Source organism: Streptomyces sp. NPDC033229, from assembly GCF_055576875.1.
Genome location: NZ_JBVIQR010000010.1, coordinates 30,481 through 57,185, shown reverse-complemented (window position 1 = coordinate 57,185; position 26,705 = coordinate 30,481). Strand labels below are relative to the sequence as shown.

Annotated in this window: 22 protein-coding genes; 3 read left to right on the top strand and 19 right to left on the bottom strand. The window is 71.4% G+C overall.

Annotated features, from left to right (window positions below):
- Nucleotides 1-29: 29 nt before the first annotated feature.
- From ACZ53N_RS11715 to ACZ53N_RS11690, 6 genes are all read right to left on the bottom strand, one after another.
- The gene (locus ACZ53N_RS11715) at nt 30-914 is read right to left on the bottom strand and encodes an ABC transporter permease (RefSeq protein ID WP_469140723.1); all 885 of its coding nucleotides are present in this window, start codon (nt 912-914) and stop codon (nt 30-32) included.
- Complete coding sequence (locus ACZ53N_RS11710; protein ID WP_469140803.1) at nt 901-1,857, bottom strand: ABC transporter ATP-binding protein; 957 nt, start codon at nt 1,855-1,857, stop codon at nt 901-903. The genes ACZ53N_RS11715 and ACZ53N_RS11710 overlap by 14 nt, the downstream gene beginning before the upstream one ends.
- A gap of 435 nt (nt 1,858-2,292) precedes the next feature.
- Nucleotides 2,293-3,579, bottom strand: a complete 1,287-nt coding sequence (locus ACZ53N_RS11705; protein WP_469140722.1) for a LolA family protein — start codon at nt 3,577-3,579, stop codon at nt 2,293-2,295.
- Between the two features lie 289 nt (nt 3,580-3,868).
- Nucleotides 3,869-4,879, bottom strand: coding sequence for a polyprenyl synthetase family protein (locus tag ACZ53N_RS11700; RefSeq protein ID WP_356448950.1), 1,011 nt, complete (start codon nt 4,877-4,879; stop codon nt 3,869-3,871).
- A 458-nt stretch (nt 4,880-5,337) separates the two neighbouring features.
- Nucleotides 5,338-6,540, bottom strand: a complete 1,203-nt coding sequence (locus tag ACZ53N_RS11695) for an NAD(P)-binding domain-containing protein (protein ID WP_469140721.1) — start codon at nt 6,538-6,540, stop codon at nt 5,338-5,340.
- Between the two features lie 18 nt (nt 6,541-6,558).
- A complete protein-coding gene (locus ACZ53N_RS11690) occupies nt 6,559-7,815 on the bottom strand; it encodes a carboxylate--amine ligase (protein WP_469140720.1) in 1,257 nt (418 codons plus the stop codon).
- Nucleotides 7,816-8,304: 489 nt separating this feature from the next.
- On the opposite strand from ACZ53N_RS11690, the gene fahA reads away from it, so the two are divergent.
- From fahA to ACZ53N_RS11675, 3 genes are all read left to right on the top strand, one after another.
- Nucleotides 8,305-9,489 carry a fumarylacetoacetase gene (gene fahA / locus ACZ53N_RS11685; protein WP_469140719.1) on the top strand — a complete coding sequence of 395 codons (1,185 nt, stop codon included), beginning with the start codon at nt 8,305-8,307 and terminating at the stop codon, nt 9,487-9,489.
- The gene (locus ACZ53N_RS11680) at nt 9,486-10,208 is read left to right on the top strand and encodes a GOLPH3/VPS74 family protein (RefSeq protein ID WP_469140718.1); all 723 of its coding nucleotides are present in this window, start codon (nt 9,486-9,488) and stop codon (nt 10,206-10,208) included. The genes fahA and ACZ53N_RS11680 overlap by 4 nt, the downstream gene beginning before the upstream one ends.
- Before the next feature lie 68 nt (nt 10,209-10,276).
- The gene (locus tag ACZ53N_RS11675; RefSeq protein ID WP_469140717.1) at nt 10,277-10,768 is read left to right on the top strand and encodes a hypothetical protein; all 492 of its coding nucleotides are present in this window, start codon (nt 10,277-10,279) and stop codon (nt 10,766-10,768) included.
- Between the two features lie 174 nt (nt 10,769-10,942).
- On the opposite strand, the gene nuoN is transcribed toward ACZ53N_RS11675, so the two are convergent.
- From nuoN to ACZ53N_RS11610, 13 genes are read right to left on the bottom strand one after another with little or no spacing between them, the layout of a single operon-like run.
- Nucleotides 10,943-12,595, bottom strand: coding sequence for an NADH-quinone oxidoreductase subunit NuoN (gene nuoN / locus ACZ53N_RS11670; RefSeq protein ID WP_469140716.1), 1,653 nt, complete (start codon nt 12,593-12,595; stop codon nt 10,943-10,945).
- On the bottom strand, nt 12,592-14,199 hold the full coding sequence (locus ACZ53N_RS11665) for an NADH-quinone oxidoreductase subunit M (RefSeq protein ID WP_469140715.1): 1,608 nt from the start codon (nt 14,197-14,199) through the stop codon (nt 12,592-12,594). The genes nuoN and ACZ53N_RS11665 overlap by 4 nt, the downstream gene beginning before the upstream one ends.
- Before the next feature lie 3 nt (nt 14,200-14,202).
- Nucleotides 14,203-16,143, bottom strand: coding sequence for an NADH-quinone oxidoreductase subunit L (gene nuoL, locus ACZ53N_RS11660; protein WP_469140714.1), 1,941 nt, complete (start codon nt 16,141-16,143; stop codon nt 14,203-14,205).
- A gap of 12 nt (nt 16,144-16,155) precedes the next feature.
- The gene (gene nuoK / locus ACZ53N_RS11655) at nt 16,156-16,455 is read right to left on the bottom strand and encodes an NADH-quinone oxidoreductase subunit NuoK (RefSeq protein ID WP_184733830.1); all 300 of its coding nucleotides are present in this window, start codon (nt 16,453-16,455) and stop codon (nt 16,156-16,158) included.
- Nucleotides 16,452-17,291, bottom strand: a complete 840-nt coding sequence (locus tag ACZ53N_RS11650; RefSeq protein WP_469140713.1) for an NADH-quinone oxidoreductase subunit J — start codon at nt 17,289-17,291, stop codon at nt 16,452-16,454. The genes nuoK and ACZ53N_RS11650 overlap by 4 nt, the downstream gene beginning before the upstream one ends.
- Nucleotides 17,288-17,938, bottom strand: coding sequence for an NADH-quinone oxidoreductase subunit NuoI (gene nuoI, locus ACZ53N_RS11645; RefSeq protein ID WP_469140712.1), 651 nt, complete (start codon nt 17,936-17,938; stop codon nt 17,288-17,290). The genes ACZ53N_RS11650 and nuoI overlap by 4 nt, the downstream gene beginning before the upstream one ends.
- Nucleotides 17,928-19,274 carry an NADH-quinone oxidoreductase subunit NuoH gene (nuoH, locus tag ACZ53N_RS11640; protein ID WP_469140802.1) on the bottom strand — a complete coding sequence of 449 codons (1,347 nt, stop codon included), beginning with the start codon at nt 19,272-19,274 and terminating at the stop codon, nt 17,928-17,930. The genes nuoI and nuoH overlap by 11 nt, the downstream gene beginning before the upstream one ends.
- A 47-nt stretch (nt 19,275-19,321) precedes the next feature.
- On the bottom strand, nt 19,322-21,883 hold the full coding sequence (locus tag ACZ53N_RS11635; RefSeq protein WP_469140711.1) for an NADH-quinone oxidoreductase subunit G: 2,562 nt from the start codon (nt 21,881-21,883) through the stop codon (nt 19,322-19,324).
- Nucleotides 21,880-23,241 carry an NADH-quinone oxidoreductase subunit NuoF gene (gene nuoF / locus ACZ53N_RS11630; protein ID WP_469140710.1) on the bottom strand — a complete coding sequence of 454 codons (1,362 nt, stop codon included), beginning with the start codon at nt 23,239-23,241 and terminating at the stop codon, nt 21,880-21,882. The genes ACZ53N_RS11635 and nuoF overlap by 4 nt, the downstream gene beginning before the upstream one ends.
- The gene (gene nuoE / locus ACZ53N_RS11625) at nt 23,238-24,068 is read right to left on the bottom strand and encodes an NADH-quinone oxidoreductase subunit NuoE (RefSeq protein ID WP_469140709.1); all 831 of its coding nucleotides are present in this window, start codon (nt 24,066-24,068) and stop codon (nt 23,238-23,240) included. Before nuoE ends, nuoF begins: the two co-directional genes overlap by 4 nt.
- A gap of 35 nt (nt 24,069-24,103) precedes the next feature.
- Nucleotides 24,104-25,426, bottom strand: a complete 1,323-nt coding sequence (locus ACZ53N_RS11620) for an NADH-quinone oxidoreductase subunit D (protein WP_130878904.1) — start codon at nt 25,424-25,426, stop codon at nt 24,104-24,106.
- A complete protein-coding gene (locus ACZ53N_RS11615) occupies nt 25,426-26,142 on the bottom strand; it encodes an NADH-quinone oxidoreductase subunit C (RefSeq protein WP_469140708.1) in 717 nt (238 codons plus the stop codon). The genes ACZ53N_RS11620 and ACZ53N_RS11615 overlap by 1 nt, the downstream gene beginning before the upstream one ends.
- Complete coding sequence (locus ACZ53N_RS11610) at nt 26,139-26,693, bottom strand: NuoB/complex I 20 kDa subunit family protein (protein ID WP_469140707.1); 555 nt, start codon at nt 26,691-26,693, stop codon at nt 26,139-26,141. Before ACZ53N_RS11610 ends, ACZ53N_RS11615 begins: the two co-directional genes overlap by 4 nt.
- Nucleotides 26,694-26,705 lie beyond the last annotated feature (12 nt).

The window sequence follows — 26,705 nt, the reverse complement described above, 5'->3', positions numbered from 1 at the left end:
CGCGGGGGCACCCATACCCCTGAGATCCCTCAGACCGTGATGTCCTTCGTGGTGAACCGGGCCCACGCGGCCGAGCCGAAGACCGCCGCATAGAGCGCCTGGAGGCCGAGGTTGCGCTGGAGCTGCTCCCAGTAGACCGGCTCGCGCAGCAGGTCGGCGAAGCTCAGCCAGTAGTGCGGGAAGAGATACGGCTGGACGGCGTGCAGCTGCGGGAACTGATCCAGGATCTGCGCCGTGATCAACAGCCCCACGGTGGTGGCCATCGCCGCGATACCGCTGTTGGTGAGCGTCGAGACGAACAGCCCCACCGCCGCCACCCCGACCAGGGACGCGGCGACCACGCCCGCGATCGCCACCGCGCGCAGCAGCCCCTCGCCGAAGGAGACCCGCGTTCCGCTGATCAGAGTGACGTCCCCGACGGGGAAGAGCAGCATCCCCACGGTCAGCGCGGAGACGGCCACGACCAGGGTGGCCGTGAGGCAGAAGACCAGCGTCGAGGCGTATTTGGCGAGCAGCAGCCGGCTCCGCCCGGCGGGCGCGACGAGGAGATAGCGCAGCGTGCCGGAGCCCGCCTCGCCCGCCACGGCGTCGCCCGCGACCACGCCGACGGCCATCGGCAGGAAGAACGGCAGCGTCGCGGCGAGGGACGCGAAGACCAGGAACAGGCCGTTGTTGCTGATCTGGCTGATGAACGCCGGGCCGTGACCGTTGCCACCGGACGAGCCGCCGTCGCCCGTTTCCATCTTCACGGCGATGCCGACCAGCACGGGGACCGACGCGAGCACGCCGAGCAGGGCCAGCGTCCGCCACCGGCGCAGCACGGTGGTGACCTCGCTGCGGAAGAGGGACAGCTGCCACAAGGGGCTCGGGGCCGTCCGCGCGCCCCGGCCGTCCGCCACGTCAGCCCGCGACATCGAAGCCCTCCCCGGTGAGCGCGACGAAGGCGTCCTCCAGCGAGGCCCGTTCGACGCCGAAGGACCGCACCCGCACGTCCGCCCGGACCAGGGCCGCGTTGAGGTCGGCGAGGTCGAGGGGGCCGGAGGTGCCGGATGGGCCGGACAGAGGGGTCAGAGGCAGCTCGCCGGTGACGCCCGTTTCCAGGACGACGAGATCGGTCACACCGTGTTCCTTGAGGACGCGGGCGGCGTCCGCGGGGTCGGGGGTGGTGACGGCCAGCCGGCCGCGGGTCGAGGAGGCCAGCTCGCCGACCGTGCCCTGGGTGAGCAGCCGCCCCTGGGCCATGACCGCGGCGTGCGTGCAGACCTGCTCGATCTCGTCGAGGAGGTGGGAGGAGAGGAAGACGGTGGTGCCGTCGGCGGCGAGCTCGCGCACGAGGGTACGGATCTCGCGCATGCCCTGCGGATCGAGGCCGTTGGTCGGCTCGTCCAGCACGAGCAGCTCGCGGGGCTGGAGGAGGGCCGCGGCGAGGCCGAGGCGCTGCTTCATGCCGAGGGAGTACGCGCGGGCCTTCCTGCCCGCGGCGGCGGCGAGACCCACCCGGTCCAGCGCGGCGGCGACCCGGGCCGCGCGGGTGCGGGGGTCGGCGGTGGGGTCGGCGGCGTCGTAGCGCACGAGGTTGTCGCGGCCGGTGAGGAAGCCGTAGAGGGCGGGGCCCTCGATGAGCGCCCCCACCCGGGGCAGCACCCGCCGCGCGGCGCGCGGCATGGGTTCACCGAGGACGTGAGCGGAGCCGGAGCTCGGTTCGATCAGGCCCATGAGCATGCGGATGGTGGTGGTCTTGCCGGACCCGTTGGGCCCGAGGAAACCGAAGACGCTGCCGCGCGGGACGGTGAGGTCCAAGCCGTCGACGGCGAGCTGACCGCCGCGGTACCGCTTGGTGAGCCCCCGCGTCTCGATGACGGCGGCGACGGCATTGTCGACGGGGCCCGTGGCGGCGGATGCGACGGCGGTGTCGACGGGGTCGGGGTCAGCGGGTTCGCCGGACGGTTTCGGCTCGGCATGCACGGCGGACCCGGCGGGCGCGGGGGCGCCTGACGCGGGGGCCCGCGACACGGCAGCACCCGACACGACAGCGCCTGACACGGCAGCACCCGACGCGCCTGACGCGACGCGGGCCGCGGGTGCGGCCGGGCGACCCGGGGCCTCGCCCGGCTCGACGGCCGGCGTTGTCACCTGACCGCCGCCGGAGGCGATCCGCTCCTCCTCCACCGGTTCCCCTTTCGTCGTCCCCCGTCCCCGCCCAGTCCCCAGCCCGCTGCCCGGCGGCACCGTGGTGCCGCCGGGCAGCGGGGCCAAGCGGGCCAAGCAGGCCAAGGAGGAGAGGCAGCCTGCCTACTTCGCGCTGTTGGCGGCCTTGACCAGCGCGTCCTTGGTGACCGCGCCCGCGTAGACCCTGCCGTCGTCCGTCATCAGGACATTGACGATGCGGGTGCTGAACAGCCGGCCGGAGCCGAAGTCGCCCGAGACCTTCTTGCCGAAGCTGTCCAGCAGGGCCGCGGCGTCGCCCCCCTTGCCCTTGCTCTTGCCCTTGGCGTCCTCGCTCAGCTTGCCGACCGCGTCCTTGGGGCCCTTGATCTCGGCGATCGAGGACCAGCCCTTGCCGATGACCTTCATGCCGGACGCGCCGGAGGCTCCGTCCAGGCCGGGCAGACCGGTCAGGCCCGGCAGTTCACCGGCGCCGGGCAGCTTGCCCTTGAGCTTCGCGGCGTCGTCACCCTTGCCCGGCTTCCCTGAGTCCTCGGTGACCTTGGTGCCCTTCGACGGGGCGAAGGTGAAGTTCTTCGCGCCGGGCTTGCCGAAGTCGACCTTGGTGAAGCCCGCGTCGACGATGGCCTTGCCGCTCTTCGGGGCGAGGGTGAACTTCAGCGGCACGCCGTTCTTCGCGTCGACCGCGATCCGGACGGCACCGACCGTGGAGTCGCCGCCCTTCGGCTTGATCACCAACTGGTACGCGTCCCGGCCGGCCACCTTGGCGGTGCCGTCGACGGTCACCGAGGTGGTGTCGTCCACGGCGGCCAGGGCCCGCTTGGCCAGCTCCTGCGGCGAAACACCGGCCAGGTCCTTCGGCACCTCGTGTCCGTCGCCGCCCTGCTGCTCCGGGACCTTGGAGTGGTGGGCGGCGTCGCTCGCGCTGTCGTACGCCCAGACGTCGTCGCCGTTACGGATCACGGAGTACTCGGCGGCGCGCTCGACCATGGAGAGCCGCTGCTTGTCGGGGCCGTCGACGGCTATGCGCAGGGTGTGCGAGCCGGAGAGGAGCTCGGTCAGCTTGGCCTGCGGGTCGGCGGCGTCCCCGCCCTTCCCGCCGCCCGGGCCCTTGCCCGCGTCACCGAGCGAGAAACCCGAGGGCAGCGACGGCAGACCGAGATCGGTGGAGATCTTGACGGTGCCGGAGGCCTGCTGCACATCCGACTTCGCCATCTTGGCTATCAGGTCCTGCGCACTGATCTTCGGCAGGTCCGGGTCTCCGGTGCTCGCCAGGGCCGGTACGACGAACCCGATCGTCGCCGCCGCGACTCCGGCCACCGCGACCGGCACCACGTAACGGGCGGCCTTCCGGCGGCCCGTGCCGGACGTCCCGGTCTCGTCGGCGCCCTGGGTCGGTTGGATCCGTGCCATCTGCTCTACCTCCGTCGTCGGCGGCGGTCATACGCGTCGTGCACTCGCCCACCCCTAGGCTCATTGTGGCCCGACCGCTCGGTGGTGGCGCGGGAGTCCGGGGTTTCCCCCGGGGAACGACACTGTCAATTCCACCAAACCGGCCACGCGACGTCGTCAGCCGACGGGATCACATTCCCGTAGTTCTCGGGGATGACACCCCTTAAGGGCCGTACCACCACAGGGGAATCGGCCGAGACCGTACGGTCCCTCCGGGCGGGCCGGAGCACGCGAGCCCCGGTGCGGGGGCTCAGCCCGCCCGGTGCACGACCGCGTCGCAAAGGTCCTCGAGCGCGGACTTCGCGTCGCACGCGGGCAGCGGCGCGAGGATCGCGCGGGCCTCCTGCGCGTAGCGGACGGTGTCGCGGCGCGCCTGCTCCAGGGCCGGGTGGGCGCGCAGCAGGCGCAGCACCTCGGCGTGCCGGGCATCGTCGGTGAGATCGCCGTCGAGGAGTTCGCACAGTCGGCGGTCGTCGGCCGAACCGCTGGCGGCGGCCTGCGCGCGCAGGTGGAGCACGGGCAGGGTGGGAATGCCCTCGCGCAGGTCGGTGCCGGGGGTCTTGCCCGACTCGTGGGAGTCGCTGGCGATGTCGAGGACGTCGTCGGCGAGCTGGAAGGCCGTGCCGAGCCGCTCACCGTAGTGGGTGAGGATCTCGACGGTGCGCTCGTCGGCGCCGGACATCATCGCGCCGTACCGTCCGGCGACGGCGATCAGCGAGCCGGTCTTGCCGGCGATGACGTCGAGGTAGTGCTCGATGGGGTCGCGGCCGTCACGCGGGCCCGCGGTCTCCAGGATCTGGCCGGTGACCAGGCGCTCGAAGGCTTCGGCCTGGATGCGCACGGCCTCCGGGCCGAGGTCGGCCAGGATGTGCGAGGCCCGGGAGAAGAGGAAGTCGCCGGTCAGGACGGCCACGGAGTTGCCCCAGCGGGCGTTGGCGCTGTCCACGCCGCGGCGCACATCGGCCTCGTCCATGACGTCGTCGTGGTAGAGCGTGGCCAGGTGCGTCAGCTCGACGACGACGGCCGACGGCACGATGCCCGGGGCGTACGGGTCGCCGAACTGGGCGGCGAGCATCACCAGCAACGGGCGGAACCGCTTGCCTCCGGCCCGGACGAGGTGCTGGGCGGCCTCGGTGATGAAGGGCACGCCGCTCTTGGTGGCCTCCAGGAGGCCCTCCTCGACGGCGGCCAACCCGGCCTGGACATCGGCTTCAAGAGCCTGGTCCCGCACGCTCAGCCCGAAAGGCCCGACGACGGTCACGAGGGGTACTCCTGTCTGCCTGCGAACACGGGGATTGTCGATGTGTCGCTGTCTCCACCAAAAGTCAGCGTATCCGGTCGACTGTGGATCACCGTGGGCGCCTGCCCGGCCGGCACTCTCCCGGGGCTCCCCGGCCGCCTTGGAACACGCGTCGGCCTCCGCCGTCACACTGCTCGACGTCTGCCCCGCCGTGTCCTTGATCACCCGGCCGTCACCGCACAGACGTACTGGCCGGCTCCGCCACCCGTGGCAGACCGGCCAGTACGGATTCCCCTGTGTTCCTTTGTGTCCGGGCCCCGCGGGTTGTCCTGCGGGCCGCGGGCCGTCTTTGCCGCCTGCGGCGGCGGGTGCCCTGCGGGCGCGCCCTCAAGCGCCGGACGGGCTGCTGTGCTCTGTCCTCAAGCGCCGGACGGGCTGCAATCAGCCCGTCCGGCGCTTGAGGACACGGCCGCGCAGGCTTAGAGCGCCGCCACCGCCCTGGCCAGCCGGGGCGAGGCGTACTCCGTGCCGCAGACGAACCGCATCACCGGGCCGTAGCTGGCGGCGGCCGGCAGGCCCGTGAAGAACAGACCGGGCACGGACGAGTGGTAGCCGGGGCCCAGCCGCGGGCCGCCCGCGCCGACCGCGAGCTTGGCGCGCAGGCCGTGGCCCAGGAAGTCCAGGGCGGCGAGGTCCACCCGGTAGCCCGTCGCGGCCAGGACGTGATCGGCGGCCAGCTCACCGGCCGCGCCGCCGTCGACGACGAGGGTCAGCACCGGCCGTCCCGACTCCACCCGGCATCGCGCGATCCGCTTGCCCTCGGTGACCTGCACCCGGCCGACGAAACGATCGCGCAGCCACCAGGCGCCGAGCGGGCCCAGCACCCGCCCCACGAGGAACCGGCGGGCCGGGGCCGGAAGATGGCGGAAAGCATCCGCGTAGTAGGAGAACGCGTACAGCGACCAGGCCCGCCCGAAGGGGGACGAGGGACGAAGCGGAGGCTGTCCGTCCGGTGCGGCTCCGAAGCGCACCGCACCCCGGGTGCGGGCGAGCACGCGCACGGAGGCCGCCCCGGCCTCGGCGAGCAGCACCGCGCTCTCCAGCGCCGACTGCCCGGCACCCACGACGACGACGTTCTGGCCGCTGAAACGGGAGAAGTCGCGGTGCTGCGAGCTGTGCGAGACCGGGCCGCCGGGGGAGGGACCGTCCGGGACGGCGGTGGCCAGCTGGGGCGGCAGATGGGCGAAGCCGCTCAGCCCGGTGGCGACCACGACGGCGCGGGCGGTGAACTGCTCCCCCGAGTCGAGCTTCAGCTCGAAGCCCGGCCGGGCGCCGCGCCGGTCGACCGAGACCACCCGCACCTGCTCCAGCCCCGGCACCAGCCGTTCCTGGAACCACAGCCCGTAGCGGGCGAAGATCTCGACCGGGATCGGGTCCCAGTCGGATTCGTAGCGGCGCTCCCCCGTCGCGCGGCAGAAGTCGAGGAGGGTGTGGCCGGGCTGCGGAGCGTCGATGTTGGAGGCGTCGGGGATGGATTTCAGCAGCATCCCGACGGGCATGTGCGCGCGCCAGCTCACCATCGGCGAGCCCAGGACGCGCACAGGAATGCCGCGTGCCCGCAGGTGGGCGGCGGTCGAGAGACCATATGGACCAGCCCCGATGACTGCTACCGGAAGTGTCACGAGTCCCCTCCCAGGGCGTTACTCGACGACGGCAGCGGAACGGCGACGGGATCGCCACAGCTGCCACAGGTGCCGCACGCCCGGTCGTATGAACCGGGCGAGCATGGTGAAGAACGGCTTCATGTCGTCCGCCGCGGCCCAGGCCAGCTCGGTGCCGCTCGCCCGGGCGGGTGCGTGGGGGGTGGTGTAGCCGCTGCGGCGGTAGGCGGCGAGCGCGGGCAGGTCGATGTTCTCCACGACGAAGCGACGGCCCGCGCGCTGCTCCCCCTCGGGGACCTCACGGCCGGTGAGGTCCAGGTGCTGGGCGCGGACGACGTCGATGCCCGCCGCGCTCTCGAAGAGGCGGAACTGCGCGCCCATGCGGGGGTTGAAGTCCAGGAGCTTGTAGCGGCCGTCGCGGCGGTCGTAGCGCCAGTCCAGGTCGATGATGCCGCTGAATCCGACCTGCTTGATGAACTGGGCGGCCATCGAGGCGAGTTCGGGGTTGTCGACGACGTACGCGTTGGCCGTCATGCCCGCGTGCGGCGGCCAGGAGCGCACCTTGACCCCGGTGAACATCGCCAGCGGCGCGCTCTCCGCGTCGAAGTACGCGTGGACGATCCAGTCCTCGGCGTCCTCGCGCGGCAGGTACTCCTGGAGGATCACCCCCGGCACCGGACCCCAGCCGCGCGCCAGCTCCAGCAGCTCGCGGGGGCCGCCTATCCGCGTCGTGCCGTGCACGGCGGGCTGCCGACGGCGCTCGAACGCCTCCCGGTTCTTGGCCACCAGGGGAAAGCGGGCGGTCGTCGCGTACTTCTCGACCTCCTCGTAGGAGGCGGGGAACAGGGACGCCGGAGCGGGCACCCCGTGCTCCACACACAGCTCGTACAGCCCCTGCTTGCTGGCGAGTCTGCGGGGCAGGCCCCGGTCCACCGGCGGGAAGAGGAACGGCCCGGACAGCGCCTCGGCGTGCTCGGCGATGAGCACCGCCGCCTCTTCGTCGGTAGGCACCAGGACCGTGGGGCGCCCGATGGACCGCCCGATCGCCAGGAGCCCGTCGACCAGCTCCTCGGAGCGCTCGGTGCCGGTGGTGGGCCAGACGAAGGCGCGGTCGAGATAGCGGGAGAGCGCGGCGGGGGTCCAGCGGTCCTCGGTGATGGCGTACATCGGGATTCCGAGCCGACCGAGACTGCGGATCGCGCCGACGCCGCCGTGGTGCAGGGGATAGCCACCGATCTTCACGATCAGCCCGGGCACGGACCGGTCCGCCGCGATGGGCGTGCTCCTGCTCGCCACCAGCACCCCCCTCGGCCACTCACCCGCAGCGGCCCCCCACTGTGTGTGACTCGACACAGGACGCTACTTCGGAACTGCCGCCTCCAGCAAGGAAATCCGGGACATTGCCAGCTCTTTGGCGGACGTTCGGACGGCGCGCGAGCAGCGCTTGAGCAACCGTTCGAGCCTCCCGGCCGGCGATGCGGGGTGAGCGTGCGTTGCGAGCCGTCTTGACCGCCGGTCCTTCGGCTGCGGGCCCGTCTTGCCGCGTACGGCGGCGGGGCGCCTCTCGCCTCGTCGGCAGATTCTCGACTACCGGCCCGCCTTGCCGCCTGCGGCGGCGGGCGCCCTGCGGGCGCGTCCTCAATCGCCGGACGGGCTGGTTTCAGCAGCGGAGGTGCGCAGCCGAAGGTCCGCCGGGCAGGCCCCGCGCCGCGGCCAGCACGTAATGTGGTGCCCAGTTCCCACCGGCCCTCCAGGAGCGTCCCGGAGAAAGCGAGGCAGCGTCCCATGCCCGAGCACCGCCCCCGCGAACTGTCCGAAGGCGACCCCTTCGGCGCGGCCACCCTCCCCTACGGCGTGTTCACCACGCCCGACGCCCCGGACCACCCCCGGGTCGGTGTCCGTTACGGCGACTTCGTGCTCGACGCGGCGGCCGCGGCGGCCGCCCACGGTTCCGCGCACGCCGCGCTGCTGGACCAGCCGACGCTCAACCCCCTGCTGGCCGCTGGACGCCCCGTGTGGCAGGCCGTCCGCGCCGAGGTCCGCACCTGGCTCACCGGGGAGCACTTCCACCCGCTCGCCGAGGTGACGCTGCGGCTGCCCTTCGAGGTCGCCGACTACGTCGACTTCTACGCGAGCGAGCACCACGCCACCAACGTCGGCCGGATCTTCCGGCCCGACGGCGAGCCGCTCACGCCCAACTGGAAGCACCTGCCCATCGGCTACCACGGCCGCGCCGGGACGATCGTGGTCTCCGGCACCGATGTCGTGCGCCCCCAGGGCCAGCGCAAGACCCCCGCCGACGCCACCCCCGTCTTCGGGCCGTCCGTGCGGCTCGACATCGAGGCCGAGGTGGGCTTCGTCGTCGGCACCCCGGCACCGGCGAACACCCCGGTCGGCCTCGACGACTTCCGCGAGCACGTCTTCGGCGTCTGCCTCGTCAACGACTGGTCGGCGCGCGACATCCAGGCCTGGGAGTACGTGCCGCTCGGCCCGTTCCTCGGCAAGTCCTTCGCGACCTCCGTCTCCGCGTGGATCACCCCGCTCGACGCCTTCGACGACGCCCGCACCGCGCCGCCGGAGCGCACCCACCCGCTGCTGCCCTACCTCGACGACGCCGGCAGCGAGCCGGGCGGCATCGACCTGCGCATCGAGGTGCGCATCAACGGCGAGACCGTCGCCCGGCCGCCGTTCGCCGCCATGTACTGGACGGCGGCCCAGCAGCTGGCCCATATGACCGTCAACGGCGCCTCGTTGCGCACGGGCGACTTCTACGCCTCCGGCACGGTCAGCGGCCCCGAGCCCGACCAGCGCGGCTGCCTCCTCGAGCTCACCGAGGGCAAGGGCCCGTATCTGGCGGACGGCGACGAGGTCACCCTGACGGCCTGGGCGCCGGGGCCGGGCGGCGCCCGGATCGGGCTCGGCGAGGTCACCGGCCGTATCGTCCCCGCGCACGGCACCACCACGCCATGAACCACGGCACGTCGGCCCTCACGCTGCCGGAAGAGCTGCTGCTGCTCGCCCTCCACCCCGAAAAGGGCAACAGGCTGTGCAGCTCCCGGTATCTGGGATACGGCTTGGCCGGGGCCGTACTGGCCGAACTGCAGCTGGGCGGGCACATCAGGGAGGACCGTGCGCGCCCGGTCGTGCTCCGGAGTGTGCCGCCGGCCGACCGGCGGCTGTCCGGCGCCCTGCGGAGCCTGGGCGAGCCCGGCGCCAAGGCGCCGAAGACGTACCGCTGGGTGCGGACCGCCGCCCGGCACATGGAGGAGCCCTGGCTCACGGGGCTGGTGGAGCGGCGCGCCGTGCGCGCGGAGCGGCGGCGGGCGCTCGGCATCTTCCCCTGCACGAGGTACCCCGTCGGGCCGGTCGATCTGACCGCCGAGACCCGTCGGCGGTTCGAGGCGGCGCGGACGGCGGGCTGGCCCGACCAGCGCTCCCGGGCGCTCGCCGCCCTGGTGTTCGCCATAGGCGTCGGTGGCGTCCTCTACCCCGGCTGGGGCGCGCGGCACCAACGCTCGGCCATGCGGGACATCCTCGACCATTCGTGGACGGCCAAGGCGGTACGCCGCAACATCCAGGCCGACAGGTCCAGCGGTTCCGGGGGCTTCGGCGGCGACGGCGGCAGTGACGGGGGCGGTGACGGCGGGGGTGGCGGTGACGGCGGAGGCGGTGGCGGCGGGGGCGACTGAACGCCCCGGGGCCGCTGGACCAGGGCTGCTAACTTGGCATGTCCTGTTCGACGGCTGAGGAGTAGTACGTGCGCAAGGCAGCGCAGTTCACGGGGGCGGCGCTCATCGCCGCTGTGCTGATGACCGGTTGTGGCAGCGGGAGCGACGACGGCAAGAAGAAGGACAAGGAGACCGGGGCCACGGCCCCGGCGTCCGACAAGCCGGGCGCGGGCGGGGAATCCGCCAAGCCCGGTGCCGGGGACCCCGCCAAGCTGGACGGCATGTGGAACCGCCAGAAGGGCAACGACATCGTCCGGGTGACCATCATGAGCACCACGGCCATCTCCGCCTCCGCCGGCGCGGTGTGCAACGGCCCGGCGACGACGTCCGGCACCACGGTCAAGCTCGACCTCAAGTGCAACACGGGCGACAACACCCGCGCCAAGGGCACCGCCACCCTGTCGGCCGACGGCAAGAAGCTCACGGTCAGCTGGGACAACGGCCCGACCGAGGACTTCACCAAGGACCCCATCAAGGTCGAGATGCCGAAGATCGAGATGCCGAAGGTTCCGACGGGCTGACCGGGCCCGTACCTGCCGCCTCTCGCCTGACCGGCGGACCTTCGGCTGCCGGCCGCTGTGCCGCCTGCGGCGGCGGGCGCCCTGCGGGCGCGTCCTCAAACGCCGGACGGGCTGCTATTGGCTGAGCTCAGCCGATAGCAGCCCGTCGACGTGTGAGGACACCGCCGGACAGGCCTACCGCACGAACGTGCCCGCCTGGCCCGCCAGGTCCAGGAAGTACTGCGGGGCCACGCCGAGGACCACGGTGACGGCGACTCCCACGGCGATGGCCGTGGAGGTGAGCGCGCTGGGCACGGCCACCGTCGGACCGTCGGCCTTCGGCTCGCTGAAGAACATCAGCACGATCACCCGGATGTAGAAGAACGCGGCGATGGCCGAGGACAGCACACCCACGATGACCAGCGTCCCCGCACCGCCCTGCGCCGCCGCCTTGAAGACGGCGAACTTGCCGGCGAAGCCGCTCGTGAGCGGAATGCCCGCGAAGGCCAGCAGGAAGACCGCGAAAACGGCCGCCACCAGCGGCGAACGCCGCCCGAGCCCGGCCCACTTCGACAGGTGCGTGGCCTCGCCGCCCGCGTCGCGCACCAGCGTCACGATCGAGAAGGCGCCGAGGGTCACGAAGGAGTACGCGGCGAGGTAGAACAGCACGGAGGAGACGCCGTCCGGGCTGGCCGCGATGACACCGGCGAGGATGAACCCGGCGTGGGCGATGGAGGAGTAGGCCAGCAGCCGCTTCACATCCGTCTGCGTCACGGCCACGATCGCGCCGAGCAGCATCGTGACGATCGCGACGCCCCACATGACCGGCCGCCAGTCCCAGCGCATCCCCGGCAGGACCACGTACAGCAGCCGCAGCAGGGCGCCGAAGCCGGCGACCTTCGTCGCGGCCGCCATGAAGCCGGTGACGGGGGTCGGGGCGCCTTGGTAGACGTCGGGGGTCCACATGTGGAACGGCACCGCGCCGACCTTGAACAGCAGGCCCATCAGCACCAGCGCGCCGCCGATCAGCAGCAGCGCGTCATTGCCCATGGTCTGGGCCAGGGCGGGGTCGACCGTGCGGGTGGTGCCGCTCACCACCTCGGCGATGCCGGAGTACGTGACGGTGCCCGCGTAGCCGTACAGGAGGGCCACGCCGAAGAGCAGGAAGGCGGAGGAGAAGGCGCCGAGGAGGAAGTACTTGACGGCCGACTCCTGGGAGAGCAGCCGCTGGCGGCGGGCCAGCGCGCACAGCACGTACAGCGGGAGGGAGAAGACCTCCAGCGCGACGAAGAGCGTCAGCAGGTCGTTCGCCGCGGGGAAGACCAGCATCCCGCCGACCGCGAAAAGCGCGAGCGGGAAGACCTCGGTGGTGGTGAACCCCGCCTTCACCGCGGCCTGTTCGGCCTCGCCGCCCGGGACGGCGGAGCCCTGCGCGGCGAAGGAGTCGACCCGGTTGCCGTGCGCGGCGGGGTCGAGCCGGCACTCGGCGAAGGTGAAGACGGCGATCAGCGAGACCAGGAGAATGGTGCCCTGGAGGAACAGCGCCGGACCGTCGACGGCGACGGCCCCCATGGCGGCGACGCGGGCCTTGTCGCCCGCGTGGCCGCCCGCCGCCAGGGCGACGACGGCCGCGAAGGCGGCGGCGAGGCCCACGACGGACAGCAGCAGCTGTGCGTGGTACCGGGCGCGGCGCGGCAGGAACGCCTCGACGAGAATGCCCAGGACCGCGACGCCGAGCACGATCAGTGTCGGGGAGAGCTGGGCGTATTCGATGTGCGGCGCGGGGATCTTCTCGGGGGGATCGGCCGCCAGTGTCCACAGGCTGTGGACGGGTGCTGCGTGGCTCACTTCGCGGCCTCCACATCGGTCAGGGGCACATCGGGCTTGGGGTCGACCTTGTCCACCTGGGTCATCGTGTGCTCGACGGCCGGGTCGACGATCTCGGTCACCGGCTTCGGATAGACGCCGAGGAAGATCAGCAGGGCGATCAGCGGAGCGACGACGACCAGCTCACGCACCCGCAGGTCCGGCATGCCCCGGACGGAGTCCTTCACCGGGCCGGTCATGGTGCGCTGGTACAGCACGAGGACGTACAGCGCGGCGAGCACGATGCCGAACGTCGCGATGGCCCCGATGACCGGATAGCGGCTGAACGTGCCGGTCAGGACCAGGAATTCGGAGACGAAGGGCGCGAGCCCGGGCAGCGGCAGGGTGGCCAGTCCGCCGACGAGGAACGTCCCCGCGAGGACGGGGGCGACCTTCTGGACGCCCCCGTAGTCGGCGATGAGCCGCGAGCCGCGCCGCGAGATCAGGAAGCCCGCGACGAGCATCAACGCCGCGGTGGAGATCCCGTGGTTGACCATGTAGAGCGTCGCGCCGCCCTGGCCCTGTGTGGTCATCGCGAAGATGCCGAGGATGATGAAGCCGAAGTGCGAGATCGAGGCGTAGGCGACCAGCCGCTTGATGTCCCGCTGGCCGACCGCGAGGAGCGCTCCGTAGAGGATGCTCACCAGCGCCAGCACCAGGATCACGGGTGTCGCCCACTTGGATGCCTCCGGGAAGAGCTGGAGGCAGAAGCGCAGCATCGCGAAGGTGCCGACCTTGTCCACCACGGCGGTGATCAGCACGGCGACGGGGGCGGTGGCCTCGCCCATGGCGTTGGGCAGCCAGGTGTGCAGCGGCCACAGCGGCGCCTTCACCGCGAAGGCGAAGAAGAAGCCGAGGAACAGGGCCCGTTCGGTACTGGTGGCGATGTCCAGCTTGCCGTCGGCCCGGGCCTGGACGATCTCCTGGAGGGAGAAGGTGCCGGTGCCGAGCTGGTCGGCGGTGACCGCGTACAGCCCGATGACGGCGGCCAGCATGATCAGCCCGCCGGCCAGGTTGTAGAGCAGGAACTTCACGGCCGCGTACGACCGCTGGGCCGCCGTCTCCTCCTCGCCGCGCCCGCCGGCCCGGTCACCGAAGCCGCCGATGAGGAAGTACATCGGGATCAGCATGGCTTCGAAGAAGATGTAGAAGAGGAAGACGTCGGTGGCCTCGAAGGAGATCACCACCATCGCCTCGACCATGAGGATCAGCGCGAAGAAGCCCTGGGTGGGCCGCCAGCGCGATGATGTCGTCTCCAGCGGGTCGGCATCGTGCCAGCCGGCCAGGATCACGAAGGGGATCAGCAGGGCGGTCAGGGCGATCAGCACGACCGCGATGCCGTCCACGCCCAGCTCGTAGCGGACCCCGAAGTCCTTGATCCAGGCGTGGGATTCGGTCAGCTGGAACGGTCCCCCGGCGCCCGGGTCGAACCGCACGAGCTGGACGGCGGCGAGCGCCAGGGTGGCGAGCGAGAAGACCAGCGCGAGCCACTTGGCGGCCGAGCGCCGCGCGGCCGGGACGGCGGCGGTGAGGACCGCGCCGAGCGCGGGGACCACGGCCGTGGCCGTCAGCAGGGGAAATGACATGGATCAGACCGCCCTCATCAGCAGGGTGGCGACGATGAGCACCGCCGCACCGCCGAACATCGAGACCGCGTAACTGCGCGCGTAACCGTTCTGCAGTTTGCGCATCCGGCCCGAGAGCCCGCCGACCGAGGCGGCGGTGCCGTTGACGACACCGTCGACCAGGCTGTGGTCGACGTAGACCAGGCTGCGGGTGAGGTGCTCGCCGCCGCGGACCAGCACCACGTGGTTGAAGTCGTCCTGGAGCAGATCGCGGCGGGCGGCCCGGGTCAGCAGGCTGCCGCGCGGCGCGGTGACCGGAACGGGCCCGCGCCCGTACTGGAACCAGGCGAGCGCGACACCGACGACGAGCACCACCACGGTCGCGGCCGTCACCGTCAGCGCGCTGACCGGCGCATTGCCGTGCGCGTGCCCGGTGACGGGCTCCAGCCACTTCAGGAAGGCGTCGTTGAGGCTGAACAGCCCGCCGGCGAAGACGGATCCGAAGGCCAGGACGACCATCGGGATCGTCATCGTCCGCGGCGACTCGTGCGGGTGGGGCAGCTCCCCGGCCCCTTCCGTCGTCGCGGCGGGCTCCGCACCGGACTCCTGCGCGGAGGGGGCCGGCTGCCACCTCTTCTCACCGAAGAAGGTCATGATCATGACGCGGGTCATGTAGTACGCCGTGATGGCCGCGCCGAGCAGCGCCACCCCGCCGAGGATCCAGCCCTCCGTGCCGCCCTTGGCGAAGGCGGCTTCGATGATCTTGTCCTTGGAGAAGAAGCCGGACAGACCGGGGAAGCCGATGATCGCCAGATAGCCGAGACCGAAGGTGACGAACGTGACCGGCATGTACCTCCGCAGGCCGCCGTAGCGCCGCATGTCGACCTCGCCGTTCATGCCGTGCATGACCGATCCCGCCCCGAGGAAGAGGCCGGCCTTGAAGAAGCCGTGGGTCACCAGGTGCATGATGGCGAAGACATAGCCGATCGGGCCGAGCCCGGCGGCGAGGATCATGTACCCGATCTGGGACATGGTCGAGCCCGCCAGGGCCTTCTTGATGTCGTCCTTCGCGCAACCGACGATCGCACCGAAGAGCAGGGTGACCGCGCCGACCGTGACGACGGCCAACTGGGCGTCCGGAGCACCGTTGAAGATCGCTCCGGAGCGGGTGATCAGATACACCCCGGCGGTCACCATCGTCGCCGCGTGGATGAGGGCCGAGACCGGGGTCGGGCCCTCCATCGCGTCACCGAGCCAGGACTGCAGCGGCACCTGGGCGGACTTGCCGCAGGCGGCGAGCAGCAGCATCAGCGCGACGGCCGTCAGCCTGCCCTGACCCGCGTCGCCGGCGCTCTCCAGGACGGGCCCGAAGGCGAAGGTGCCGAAGGTGGTGAACATCAGCATGATCGCGATCGACAGGCCGACGTCACCGACGCGGTTGACGATGAACGCCTTCTTCGCGGCGGTGGCCGCGCTCGGCTTGTGCTGCCAGAAGCCGATCAGCAGGTACGAGGCGAGGCCGACGCCCTCCCAGCCCACATACAGCAGCAGGTAGTTGTCGGCGACGACGAGCAGCAGCATGGCGGCGAGGAACAGGTTCAGATAGCCGAAGAAGCACCGCCGCTTCTCGTCGTGCTCCATGTAGCCGACCGAGTAGAGGTGGATCAGCGTGCCCACCCCCGTGATCAGCAGCACGAAGGTCATCGACAGCTGGTCGAGCTGGAAGCCGACGTCCGCCCGGAAGCCGCCGACCGGCACCCAGCTGAACACCGTGGTGTGCAGGGCGCGCCGCTCGCCGTCGCGCCCCAGCATGTCGGCGAAGAGCACCACGCCGATCACGAACGACACGGCCGCGAGCAGGGTGCCGATCCAATGGCCGCTCTTGTCCAGCCGCCGACCGCCGCACAACAGCACGGCCGCGCCCAGCAGCGGTGCCGCGACGAGCAATCCGATGAGGTTCTCCACGTCAGCGTCCCCTTACAGCTTCAGCAGGCTGGCGTCGTCGACCGAGGCCGAGTGGCGGGAGCGGAAGATCGTCATGATGATCGCCAGGCCGACGACGACCTCGGCGGCGGCCACGACCATCGTGAAGAAGGCGATGATCTGGCCGTCGAGGTTGCCGTGCATCCGGGAGAAGGTGACGAACGCCAGATTGCAGGCGTTCAGCATCAGCTCGACGCACATGAAGACGACGATCGCGTTCCGCCGGATCAGCACGCCGGCCGCTCCGATGGTGAACAACAGAGCCGCCAGATAGAGGTAGTTGACCGGGTTCACTTCGCGGCCCCCTTCGTGTCCTCGCTGTGGCCGCGCTCCAGCCAGTCCCCGGAGCGCTGCTCCAGGGCCGCCAGCTCGGCGAGCGCCTCGCCGGAGACGTCACGGACCTGGCCCCGGGCGCGGAGGGTCGGGCTGACGGTGAGCTCGGAGGGCGTGCCGTCGGGCAGCAGGCCGGGGATGTCGACGGCGTTGTGCCGGGCGTAGACGCCGGGTGCGGGTAGCGGCGGCAGCTGCTTGCCTTCCCGGACGCGCGCCTCGGACCGCTCGCGCTGGGTCGCGGCGCGCTCGGCGCGCTCGCGGTGGGTGAGCACCATCGCGCCGACGGCGGCGGTGATCAGCAGGGCGCCGGTGATCTCGAAGGCGAAGACGTACTTGGTGAAGATGAGGGCCGCGAGGCCCTGGACGTTGCCGCCGGAGTTGGCCTGGCCGAGTCCGTTGAACCGGCGGAGCGAGGCATTGGCGATGCCGGCGATGAGCAGGATGCCGAAGCCCAGCCCGCAGCCGGCGGCGAGCCAGCGCTGGCCCCTGATGGTCTCCTTGAGGGAGTCGGCGGCGGTGACGCCGACCAGCATGACGACGAAGAGGAACAGCATCATGATCGCGCCGGTGTAGACGACGATCTGGACGATGCCGAGGAAGTACGCCCCGTTGGCGAGGTAGAAGACCGCCAGGATGATCATGGTGGCGGCCAGCGACAGGGCGCTGTGCACGGCCTTCCTCATCAGGACGGTGGCGAGCGCGCCGAGCACGGCGACGGTGCCCAGCACCCAGAACTGGACCGCCTCACCCGTGGAGGTGGCGGAAGCGGCGGCCAAGGCGATCGTCCCGGCGCTCATTTCCCGGCCACCTTCCGTGAGGCGGGCTCCTCGGGGCCGAAGTCGGAGGAACCCTCCTGCGGCTTGCCCCCCTTGGAGACGGCGGTCTGCTGGACGGTCCCGGGCGCGGCGCCGGTCACCAGGCCGCGGTAGTAGTCCTGCTCGGTCATCCCGGGGAAGATCGCGTGCGGGGTGTCGACCATGCGGTCGTCGAGGCCCGCCAGCAGCTCTTCCTTGGTGTAGATGAGCGACGCGCGGCTGGTGTTGGCCAGCTCGTACTCGTTGGTCATCGTCAGCGCCCGGGTGGGGCAGGCCTCGACGCACAGTCCGCAGAGGATGCAGCGCAGGTAGTTGATCTGGTAGACGCGGCCGTAGCGCTCACCCGGGGAGTAGCGCTCCTCGTCGGTGTTGTCCGCGCCCTCCACATAGATCGCGTCCGCCGGGCAGGCCCACGCGCACAGCTCGCAGCCGACGCACTTCTCCAGGCCGTCGGGGTGACGGTTGAGCTGGTGACGGCCGTGGAAGCGGGGGGCGGTGAGCTTTTTCTCCTCCGGGTACTGCTCGGTGAGCCGCTTCTTGAACATGGCCTTGAAGGTCACGCCGAAGCCGGCCACGGGGTTCTGGAAGGGGGTCCGGGGGGTGTCCCCCCGGGGGGATTCAGCAGGCACCACCGGCCTCCTTTCCGTCACGCGAGTCGTCACTGAGAGTATCGACGCCACCACTGACAATCAGCTCGCGGTCCTGGCGCGACCGCCTGCGGGGCACCGGCGGCAGGGTCTGCCCGGGCAGCGGCGGCACGGGGAAGCCGCCCGCCATCGGGTCGAAGCCGGGGCCCGGCCCGTCGGGCACGCCGTCGGCGCCGTCCCGCTGCCCGCCGCGGTCCCGGAAGATGTCGAACACGAAGGAGACCAGCAGGATCGCGACGACCGCGCCGCCGACGTAGAGCACGATCTCCTGGAAGTCGTACCGCTCGTTGCGCAGCGCCCGCACCGTGGCGACGAGCATCAGCCACACCATCGAGACGGGGATGAGGACCTTCCACCCCAGCTTCATGAACTGGTCGTAGCGCAGCCGCGGCAGCGTGCCGCGCAGCCAGATGAAGAAGAACAGCAGCAGCTGGAGCTTGATGACGAACCAGAGCATCGGCCACCAGCCGTGGTTCGCGCCCTCCCAGAACGCCGAGATCGGGTACGGGGCCCGCCAGCCGCCCAGGAAGAGCGTCACCGCGACCGCCGAGACCGTGACCATGTTGACGTACTCGGCCAGCATGAACATCGCGAACTTGATCGAGGAGTACTCGGTGTTGAAGCCGCCGACCAGGTCGCCCTCGGACTCGGGCAGGTCGAACGGCGCCCGGTTGGTCTCGCCGACCATCGACACGATGTAGATCAGGAAGGAGACCGGCAGCAGCAGCGCGTACCAGCGGTCCTGCTGAGCATCGACGATCGTCGACGTCGACATGGAACCGGAGTAGAGGAAGACGGCGGCGAACGAGACGCCCATCGCGATCTCGTACGAGATCATCTGCGCGCAGGAGCGCAGGCCGCCGAGCAGCGGGTAGGTCGAGCCGGAGGACCAGCCCGCGAGGACGATGCCGTAGATGCCGATGGAGGCGGTGGCGAGGATGTAGAGCACCGCGATCGGCAGATCGGTGAGCTGCATCGTCGTGCGCTGGCCGAAGATGGAGACCTCGTTGCCGGCCGGGCCGAAGGGGATCACCGCGATCGCCATGAAGGCCGGGACGGCGGCGACGACCGGGGCGAGGAGATAGACCGCCTTGTCGGCGCGCTTGACGATCACGTCCTCTTTGAGCATCAGCTTGATGCCGTCCGCGAGGGACTGCAGCATGCCCCACGGGCCGTGCCGGTTGGGGCCGATGCGCAACTGCATCCAGGCGACGATCTTGCGCTCGAAGACGATCGAGAGCAGCACGGTCACCATGACGAACGCGAAGCAGAAGACCGCCTTGAGGGCGACCAGCCACCAGGGGTCCCGGCCGAACATCGACAGGTCCTCGGCGGCCAGTTCGTGGAGCGGGGCGAAATTCGTGATCACAGCCGGACCTCCCGCGCGCCGGTGCCGGCCGTATCCGCTCCCGAGGTGTCCGGGCCGATCCGTACGAGCGTGCCCGGGCTCGCGCCCACGGCGTCGGCGACCGAGCCGCCGACGGAGTTCAGCGGCAGCCACACCACCCGGTCGGGCATGGCCGTGACGGCGAGCGGCAGCCACACCGTCCCGGCCGGGCCGGTCACCGCCAGCGACTGTCCGTCGCGCACCCCCGCCTCCGCCGCCGTTGCGGCGGAGAGCCGGGCGAGCGCCGCGTGCCGGGTGCCGGCCAGGGCTTCGTCGCCGTCCTGGAGCCGTCCCTCGTCGAGCAGCAGCCGGTGGCCCGCGAGGACCGCCTCGCCGGGCCGGGGGGCGGGCAGCGGACGGGCGGACTCGGCCGGGTCCGCCGCGTGGGCGCCGGTCCAGGTGCCGAGCCGGGCCATTTCCGCCCGTGCGGCCGGCACGTCCGGCAGCGCGAGGGCCGCGCCCATGGCATCCGCGAGCATGTGCAGCACCCGGACGTCCGGCATGAGGTGGCGCCGCGTCACCTGGTCGGGTTTGATCGCGACCTCGAACGGGCGAGCCCGGCCCTCCCAGTTGAGGAACGTGCCCGACTTCTCCGCCACCGCGGCGACCGGCAGCACCACGTCCGCCCGGTCCGTCACCTCGCTCGGCCGCTGCTCCAGGCTGACGAGGAAGCCGATGGCGTCCAGCGCGGCACGCGCGCGTGCCGGATCGGGCAGGTCCGCGACCTCCACCCCGGCCACCACCAGGGCGCCCAGCTCGCCCGTGGCGGCCGCCTCGATGATCTGGCCGGTGTCCCGGCCGGGGCTGCGGGGCAGTTCGCCCGTGCCCCACGCGGCGGCCGTCTCCTCACGCGCGCGCGGGTCGGTGGCCGGACGGCCGCCCGGCAGCAGCCCCGGCAGGGCACCCGCCTCCAGCGCGCCCCGCTCGCCCGCCCGGCGCGGGATCCACACCAGGCTCGCCCCGGTCGCCGTGGCGGCGGCCACGACGGCGGTCAGGGCGCCCGGCACGGCCGCCGTCCGCTCCCCCACGATGATCACCGAACCGGGGGCGCGCAGCGCGTCGGCCGCGGCCCGGCCTTCCGTGTCGAGCCCATCGGAGAACCCATTGGAGAGGCCACCTGACAGCCCGCCGGAGTGACCGGCGGTGTCCGCCAGCGCCCGCAGCCACGCGGTCTCGGTGCCGGGGGCGGCGGGCAGCAGCGTGCCGCCGGCCTTCACCAGCCCCCGCGTGGCGTGCGTGGCGAGCGCGAAGAGGCGCTGCCCGTGCTTGCGGTGCGCCTTGCGCAGCCGCAGGAACACCCCGGGCGCCTCCTCCTCCGCCTCGAACCCGACGAGCAGCACCGCCGGGGCCTTCTCCAGCGCCGTGTACGTCAGCCCGCCGCCGTCGACGTCCCGGCCGCGGCCGGCGATCCGGGCCGCGAGGAAGTCGGCCTCTTCCGCGCTGTGCACGCGCGCGCGGAAGTCGATGTCATGCGTATCGAGGGCGACGCGCGCGAACTTGGCGTAGGCGTAGGCGTCCTCGACCGTCAGCCGTCCACCCGTCAGCACCCCGGCCCGGCCGCGCGCGGCGCACAGCCCGCGGGCCGCGGCGTCGAGCGCCTCGGGCCAGCTCGCCGGCTCCAGCACGCCCTCGGCGTTCCGCACGAGCGGGTGCGTCAGCCGGTCCGGCCGCTGCGCGTAGCGGAACGCGAAGCGGCCCTTGTCGCACACCCACTCCTCGTTGACCTCGGGGTCGTCGGCGGCGAGGCGGCGCATGACCTTGCCGCGCCGGTGGTCCGTGCGCGTCGCGCAGCCGCCCGCGCAGTGCTCGCAGACCGTCGGCGAGGAGACCAGGTCGAAGGGCCGCGCGCGGAAGCGGTACGCCGCCGAGGTGAGCGCCCCCACCGGGCAGATCTGGATGGTGTTGCCCGAGAAGTACGACTCGAAGGGGTCGCCCTCGCCCGTGCCGACCTGTTGGAGCGCGCCGCGCTCCAACAGCTCGATCATCGGGTCGCCCGCGATCTGCTGGGAGAAGCGGGTGCAGCGCGCGCACAGCACGCACCGCTCGCGGTCCAGCAGCACCTGGGGGGAGAGCGGCACCGGCTTCTCGAACGTGCGCTTGTGGCCCTCGAAGCGGGTGTCGGACTGCCCGGCGGTCATCGCCTGGTTCTGCAGGGGGCACTCGCCGCCCTTGTCGCAGACCGGGCAGTCGAGCGGGTGGTTGATGAGCAGCAGCTCCATCACCCCGCGCTGGGCCTTCTCGGCGACGGGCGAGGTGAGCTGGGTCCTGACCACCATGCCGTCGGTGCAGGTGATCGTGCAGGACGCCATCGGCTTGCGCTGGCCCTCGACCTCGACGATGCACTGTCGGCAGGCGCCGGCGGGGTCGAGCAGTGGGTGGTCGCAGAACCGGGGGATGGCGATGCCGAGCAGTTCGGCGGCCCGGATGACGAGCGTGCCCTTGGGCACGGAGAGGGCGATGCCGTCGATGGTGACGGAGACGAGGTCGTCCGGCGGCGGTGCCGCCTCTCCTCCGGAGGGGGCGGATGTGGTGACGGTCATGCGTGCACCTCCGGGTGCGACGGCCTGGTGTCATCGGCCCACACCGTCGACGCGGCCGGGTCGAAGGGGCAGCCCTTGCCGGTGATGTGCCGTTCGTACTCCTCGCGGAAGTACTTCAGCGAGGAGAAGATCGGGCTCGCGGCACCGTCGCCGAGCGCGCAGAAGGACTTGCCGTTGATGTTGTCGGCGATGTCGTTGAGCTTGTCGAGGTCGGCCATGCGCCCGTTACCGGCCTCGATGTCGCGGAGCAACTGCACCAGCCAGTAGGTGCCTTCGCGGCAGGGGGTGCACTTGCCGCACGACTCGTGGGCGTAGAACTCGGTCCAGCGGGTGACGGCCCGCACGACGCAGGTCGTCTCGTCGAAGCACTGCAGGGCCTTGGTGCCGAGCATGGACCCGGCGGCGCCCACCGCCTCGTAGTCGAGGGGCACGTCGAGGTGCTCGTCGGTGAACATCGGGGTGGACGAGCCGCCCGGGGTCCAGAACTTGAGGCGATGGCCGGGGCGCATGCCGCCGCTCATATCCAGCAGTTGGCGCAGTGTGATCCCCAGCGGCGCCTCGTACTGGCCGGGGCCCGCGACATGGCCGCTGAGGGAGTAGAGCGTGAAGCCCGGGGACTTCTCGCTGCCCATCGAACGGAACCAGTCCTTGCCCCGGTTGAGGATCGCGGGAACCGAGGCGATGGACTCGACGTTGTTCACCACGGTGGGGCAGGCGTAGAGCCCGGCGACCGCGGGGAAGGGGGGCCGGAGCCGGGGCTGGCCGCGACGGCCTTCGAGCGAGTCGAGGAGTGCCGTTTCCTCGCCGCAGATGTACGCCCCCGCCCCCGCGTGCACGGTGATGTCGAGGTCGAGTCCGCTGCCCAGGATGTTCCGGCCGAGGTAGCCCGCCGCGCGGGCCTCACGCACGGCCTCGTGCAGCCGGCGCAGCACGGGGACGGTCTCGCCGCGCAGATAGATGAAGGCGTGTTCCGAGCGGATCGCGTAACAGGCGATCAGCATGCCCTCGATGAGGGAGTGCGGATTGGCGAAGAGCAGCGGGACGTCCTTGCAGGTGCCCGGCTCGGACTCGTCCGCGTTGACGACGAGGTAGTGCGGTTTGCCGTCGCCCTGCGGGATGAACTGCCACTTCATCCCGGTCGGGAAGCCCGCGCCGCCCCTGCCCCGCAGGCCGGAGTCCTTGACGTAGGCGATCACTTCGTCGGGGGACATCGCGAGGGCCTTGCGCAGGCCCTCGTAGCCGTCGTGGCGCCGGTAGGTCTCCAGCGTCCAGGATTCCGGCTGGTCCCAGAAGGCGCTCAGCACGGGTGCGAGCGATTTCTCGGGACTCGTTTCGTTCAGAGCGGCCGCCACGGTCATCCCTCCCCCTCCTCGGCGTTCGGCCCGGCCGGGAAGTCCGGGTCGGAGTCGGACGTCTGCTGGGGTGCGTCGTGCGAGCTGGGGTGCCGCTCGGGCGGCTGTTCGTCGTGGTGCGGCGGGGTGTCCTGCTGCGGTACGCCGCGCGGGGGGCCGACCCGGGCCGGTCCGCTCTCGCCCCGGGCCAGCCGGAGCCCCGCCAGCGAGGCGTGCCCGGCTCCGCCGGTCGCCTCGACGGCGCCCGGCCGCTCGTCGGGGAAGCCGGCCAGGATGCGGGCCGTCTCCTTGTACGTGCACAGGGGCGCGCCGCGCGTGGGCGAGACCGTGCGTCCGGCGCGCAGGTCGTCGACGAGCCGCTTGGCGCTCTCGACGGTCTGGTTGTCGAAGAACTCCCAGTTGACCATCACGACGGGCGCGAAGTCGCAGGCCGCGTTGCACTCGATGTGTTCGAGGGTGACCTTGCCGTCGGGGGTCGTCTCCTCGTTGCCGACGCCCAGGTGCGCTTTCAGGGCGTCGAAGATGGCGTCGCCGCCGAGCACCGCGCACAGGGTGTTGGTGCAGACCCCCACCTGGTAGTCGCCGCTGGGCCGGCGGCGGTACATGGTGTAGAAGGTCGAGACCGCGGTGACCTCGGCGGTGGTCAGGCCCAGCTGCTCGGCGCAGAAGCGGACGCCGGTGCGGGTGACGTGCCCTTCCTCGGCCTGTACGAGGTGCAGCAGCGGCAGCAGCGCGCTGCGGCTGTCGGGGTAGCGGGCGATCACCTCCTTCGCGTCCGCGTCGAGCCGGGCGCGGACCTCGGCGGGGTAATCGGGGGCGGGGAGCTGCGGCATCCCCAGCTGCACCCCTTGACTGCTCGATGTGGCACTCACCGGTCGACGCCTCCCATCACGGGGTCGATGGACGCGACGGCGACGATGACGTCGGCCACCTGGCCGCCCTCGCACATCGCCGCCATGGACTGGAGGTTGGTGAAGGAAGGGTCGCGGAAGTGGACGCGGTAGGGGCGGGTGCCGCCGTCGCTGACCACGTGCACGCCCAGCTCGCCCTTGGGGGATTCCACCGCCACGTACACCTGCCCGGGCGGTACCCGGAAGCCTTCCGTCACCAGCTTGAAGTGGTGGATCAGGGCCTCCATCGAGGTGCCCATGATCTTTTTGATGTGGTCGAGGGAATTGCCGAGGCCGTCCGGGCCGAGCGCCAGTTGGGCAGGCCAGGCGATCTTCTTGTCGGCCACCATGACCGGGCCCGGCTCCAGCCGGTCCAGGCACTGTTCGACGATCCGCAGCGACTGGCGCATCTCCTCCAGCCGGATGAGGAAGCGCCCGTAGGCGTCGCAGGTGTCGGCGGTCGGGACATCGAAGTCGTACGTCTCGTAGCCGCAGTAGGGCTGGGCCTTGCGCAGGTCGTGCGGGAGGCCGGCGGCGCGCAGGATCGGGCCCGTCGCGCCGAGGGCCATGCAGCCGGCGAGGTCCAGATAACCGACGTCCTGCAACCGGCCCTTGAAGATCGGGTTGCCGGTGGCGAGCTTGTCGTACTCGGGGAAGTTCTTGCGCATCTTCTTCACGAATTCGCGCACCGCGTCCACCGCGCCCGGGGGCAGGTCCTGGGCGAGCCCGCCGGGCCGGATGTAGGCGTGGTTCAACCGCAGCCCGGTGATCAGCTCGTACAGGTCCAGGATCATCTCGCGGTCCCGGATGCCGTAGATCATGATCGTGGTGGCGCCGAGCTCCATGCCGCCGGTGGCGATGCACACCAGGTGCGAGGAGATGCGGTTCAGCTCCATCAGCATCACGCGGACGATCGTGGCCCGGTCCGGCACCTGGTCCTCGATGCCGAGCAGCCGCTCCACGCCCATGCAGTACGCCGTCTCGTTGTAGAACGAGGTGAGGTAGTCCATGCGCGTGACGAAGGTGGTGCCCTGCGTCCAGTTGCGGTATTCGAGGTTCTTCTCGATGCCGGTGTGGAGATAGCCGATGCCGCAGCGGGCCTCGGTGACCGTCTCGCCGTCGATCTCCAGGATGAGGCGGAGCACCCCGTGGGTGGAGGGGTGCTGGGGGCCCATGTTGACGATGATCCGCTCGTCGTCGGCCCGCTTGGCCGCCGCCGCGATCTCGTCCCAGTCCCCGCCGGTGACGGTGTAGACGGGGCCCTCGGTGGTGTCACGGGCACTGGCTCGGGGAGTGCTCATCAACTGTACGACCTCCGCTGGTCCGGAGCCGGGATCTGGGCGCCCTTGTACTCGACGGGGACGCCGCCGAGGGGGTAGTCCTTGCGCTGCGGGTGGCCCTGCCAGTCGGCCGGCATGAAGATCCGCGTGAGCGCCGGGTGGCCGTCGAAGATCAGGCCGAAGAAGTCGTAGGTCTCGCGCTCGTGCCAGTCGTTGGTCGGGTAGACGTCGACGATCGACGGCACGTGCGGATCGCTGTCGGGAGCGCTGACCTCCAGCCTGATCAGCCGGTTGTGGGTGATCGAGCGCAGGTGGTAGACCGCGTGCAGCTCGCGTCCCTTGTCGCCCTCGAAGTGCACCCCGCTCACGCCCGTGCACAGCTCGAAGCGGAGCGCCGGGTCGTCGCGCAGGGTGCGGGCGACGACCGGCAGGTGTTCGCGGGCGATGTGGAAGGTGATCTCGCCGCGGTCGACGACGGTCTTCTCGATCGCGTTCTCCGGGACCAGTCCCTGCTCTTCGAGCGCGCCCTCCAGCTCGTCGGCCACCTCGTCGAACCAGCCGCCGTACGGGCGGCTCGACGCTCCCGGCAGCCGTACCGTCCGCACCAGGCCGCCGTAGCCGCTGGTGTCGCCGCCGTTCCCGACGCCGAACATGCCGCGCTGGACCCGGATGGCCTCGCCCTGCTCGCCGCGCTGGCCCGGGAGCCGCTCGTCCGGTGTCCGTTCCTGCTCGCTCACCGCAGCAGACCCTTCATCTCGATCAACGGCAGGGCCCGCAGCGCCGTTTGCTCCGCCTCGCGCTCCGCTTCCTCGCGGTGCACGCCGAGCTTCTCGCCCTGGATCTTCTTGTGCAGCTTCAAGATCGCGTCCATCAGCATCTCGGGGCGGGGCGGGCAGCCGGGCAGATAGATGTCGACCGGCACGATGTGGTCGACGCCCTGCACGATGGCGTAGTTGTTGAACATGCCGCCGCTGGAGGCGCAGACCCCCATGGAGATCACCCACTTGGGGTTCGGCATCTGGTCGTAGATCTGGCGCAGCACCGGCGCCATCTTCTGGCTGACCCGCCCGGCCACGATCATCAGATCGGCCTGGCGGGGCGAGCCGCGGAAGATCTCCATGCCGAAGCGGGCGAGGTCGTAGCGCCCGGCGCCGGTCGACATCACCTCGATGGCGCAGCAGGCCAGGCCGAAGGTGGCCGGGAAGACGGACGACTTGCGGACCCAGCCGGCGGCCTGCTCGACGGTGGTCAGCGCGAAGCCGCTGGGCAGCTTCTCTTCGAGTCCCACGGTTGGTGCCCC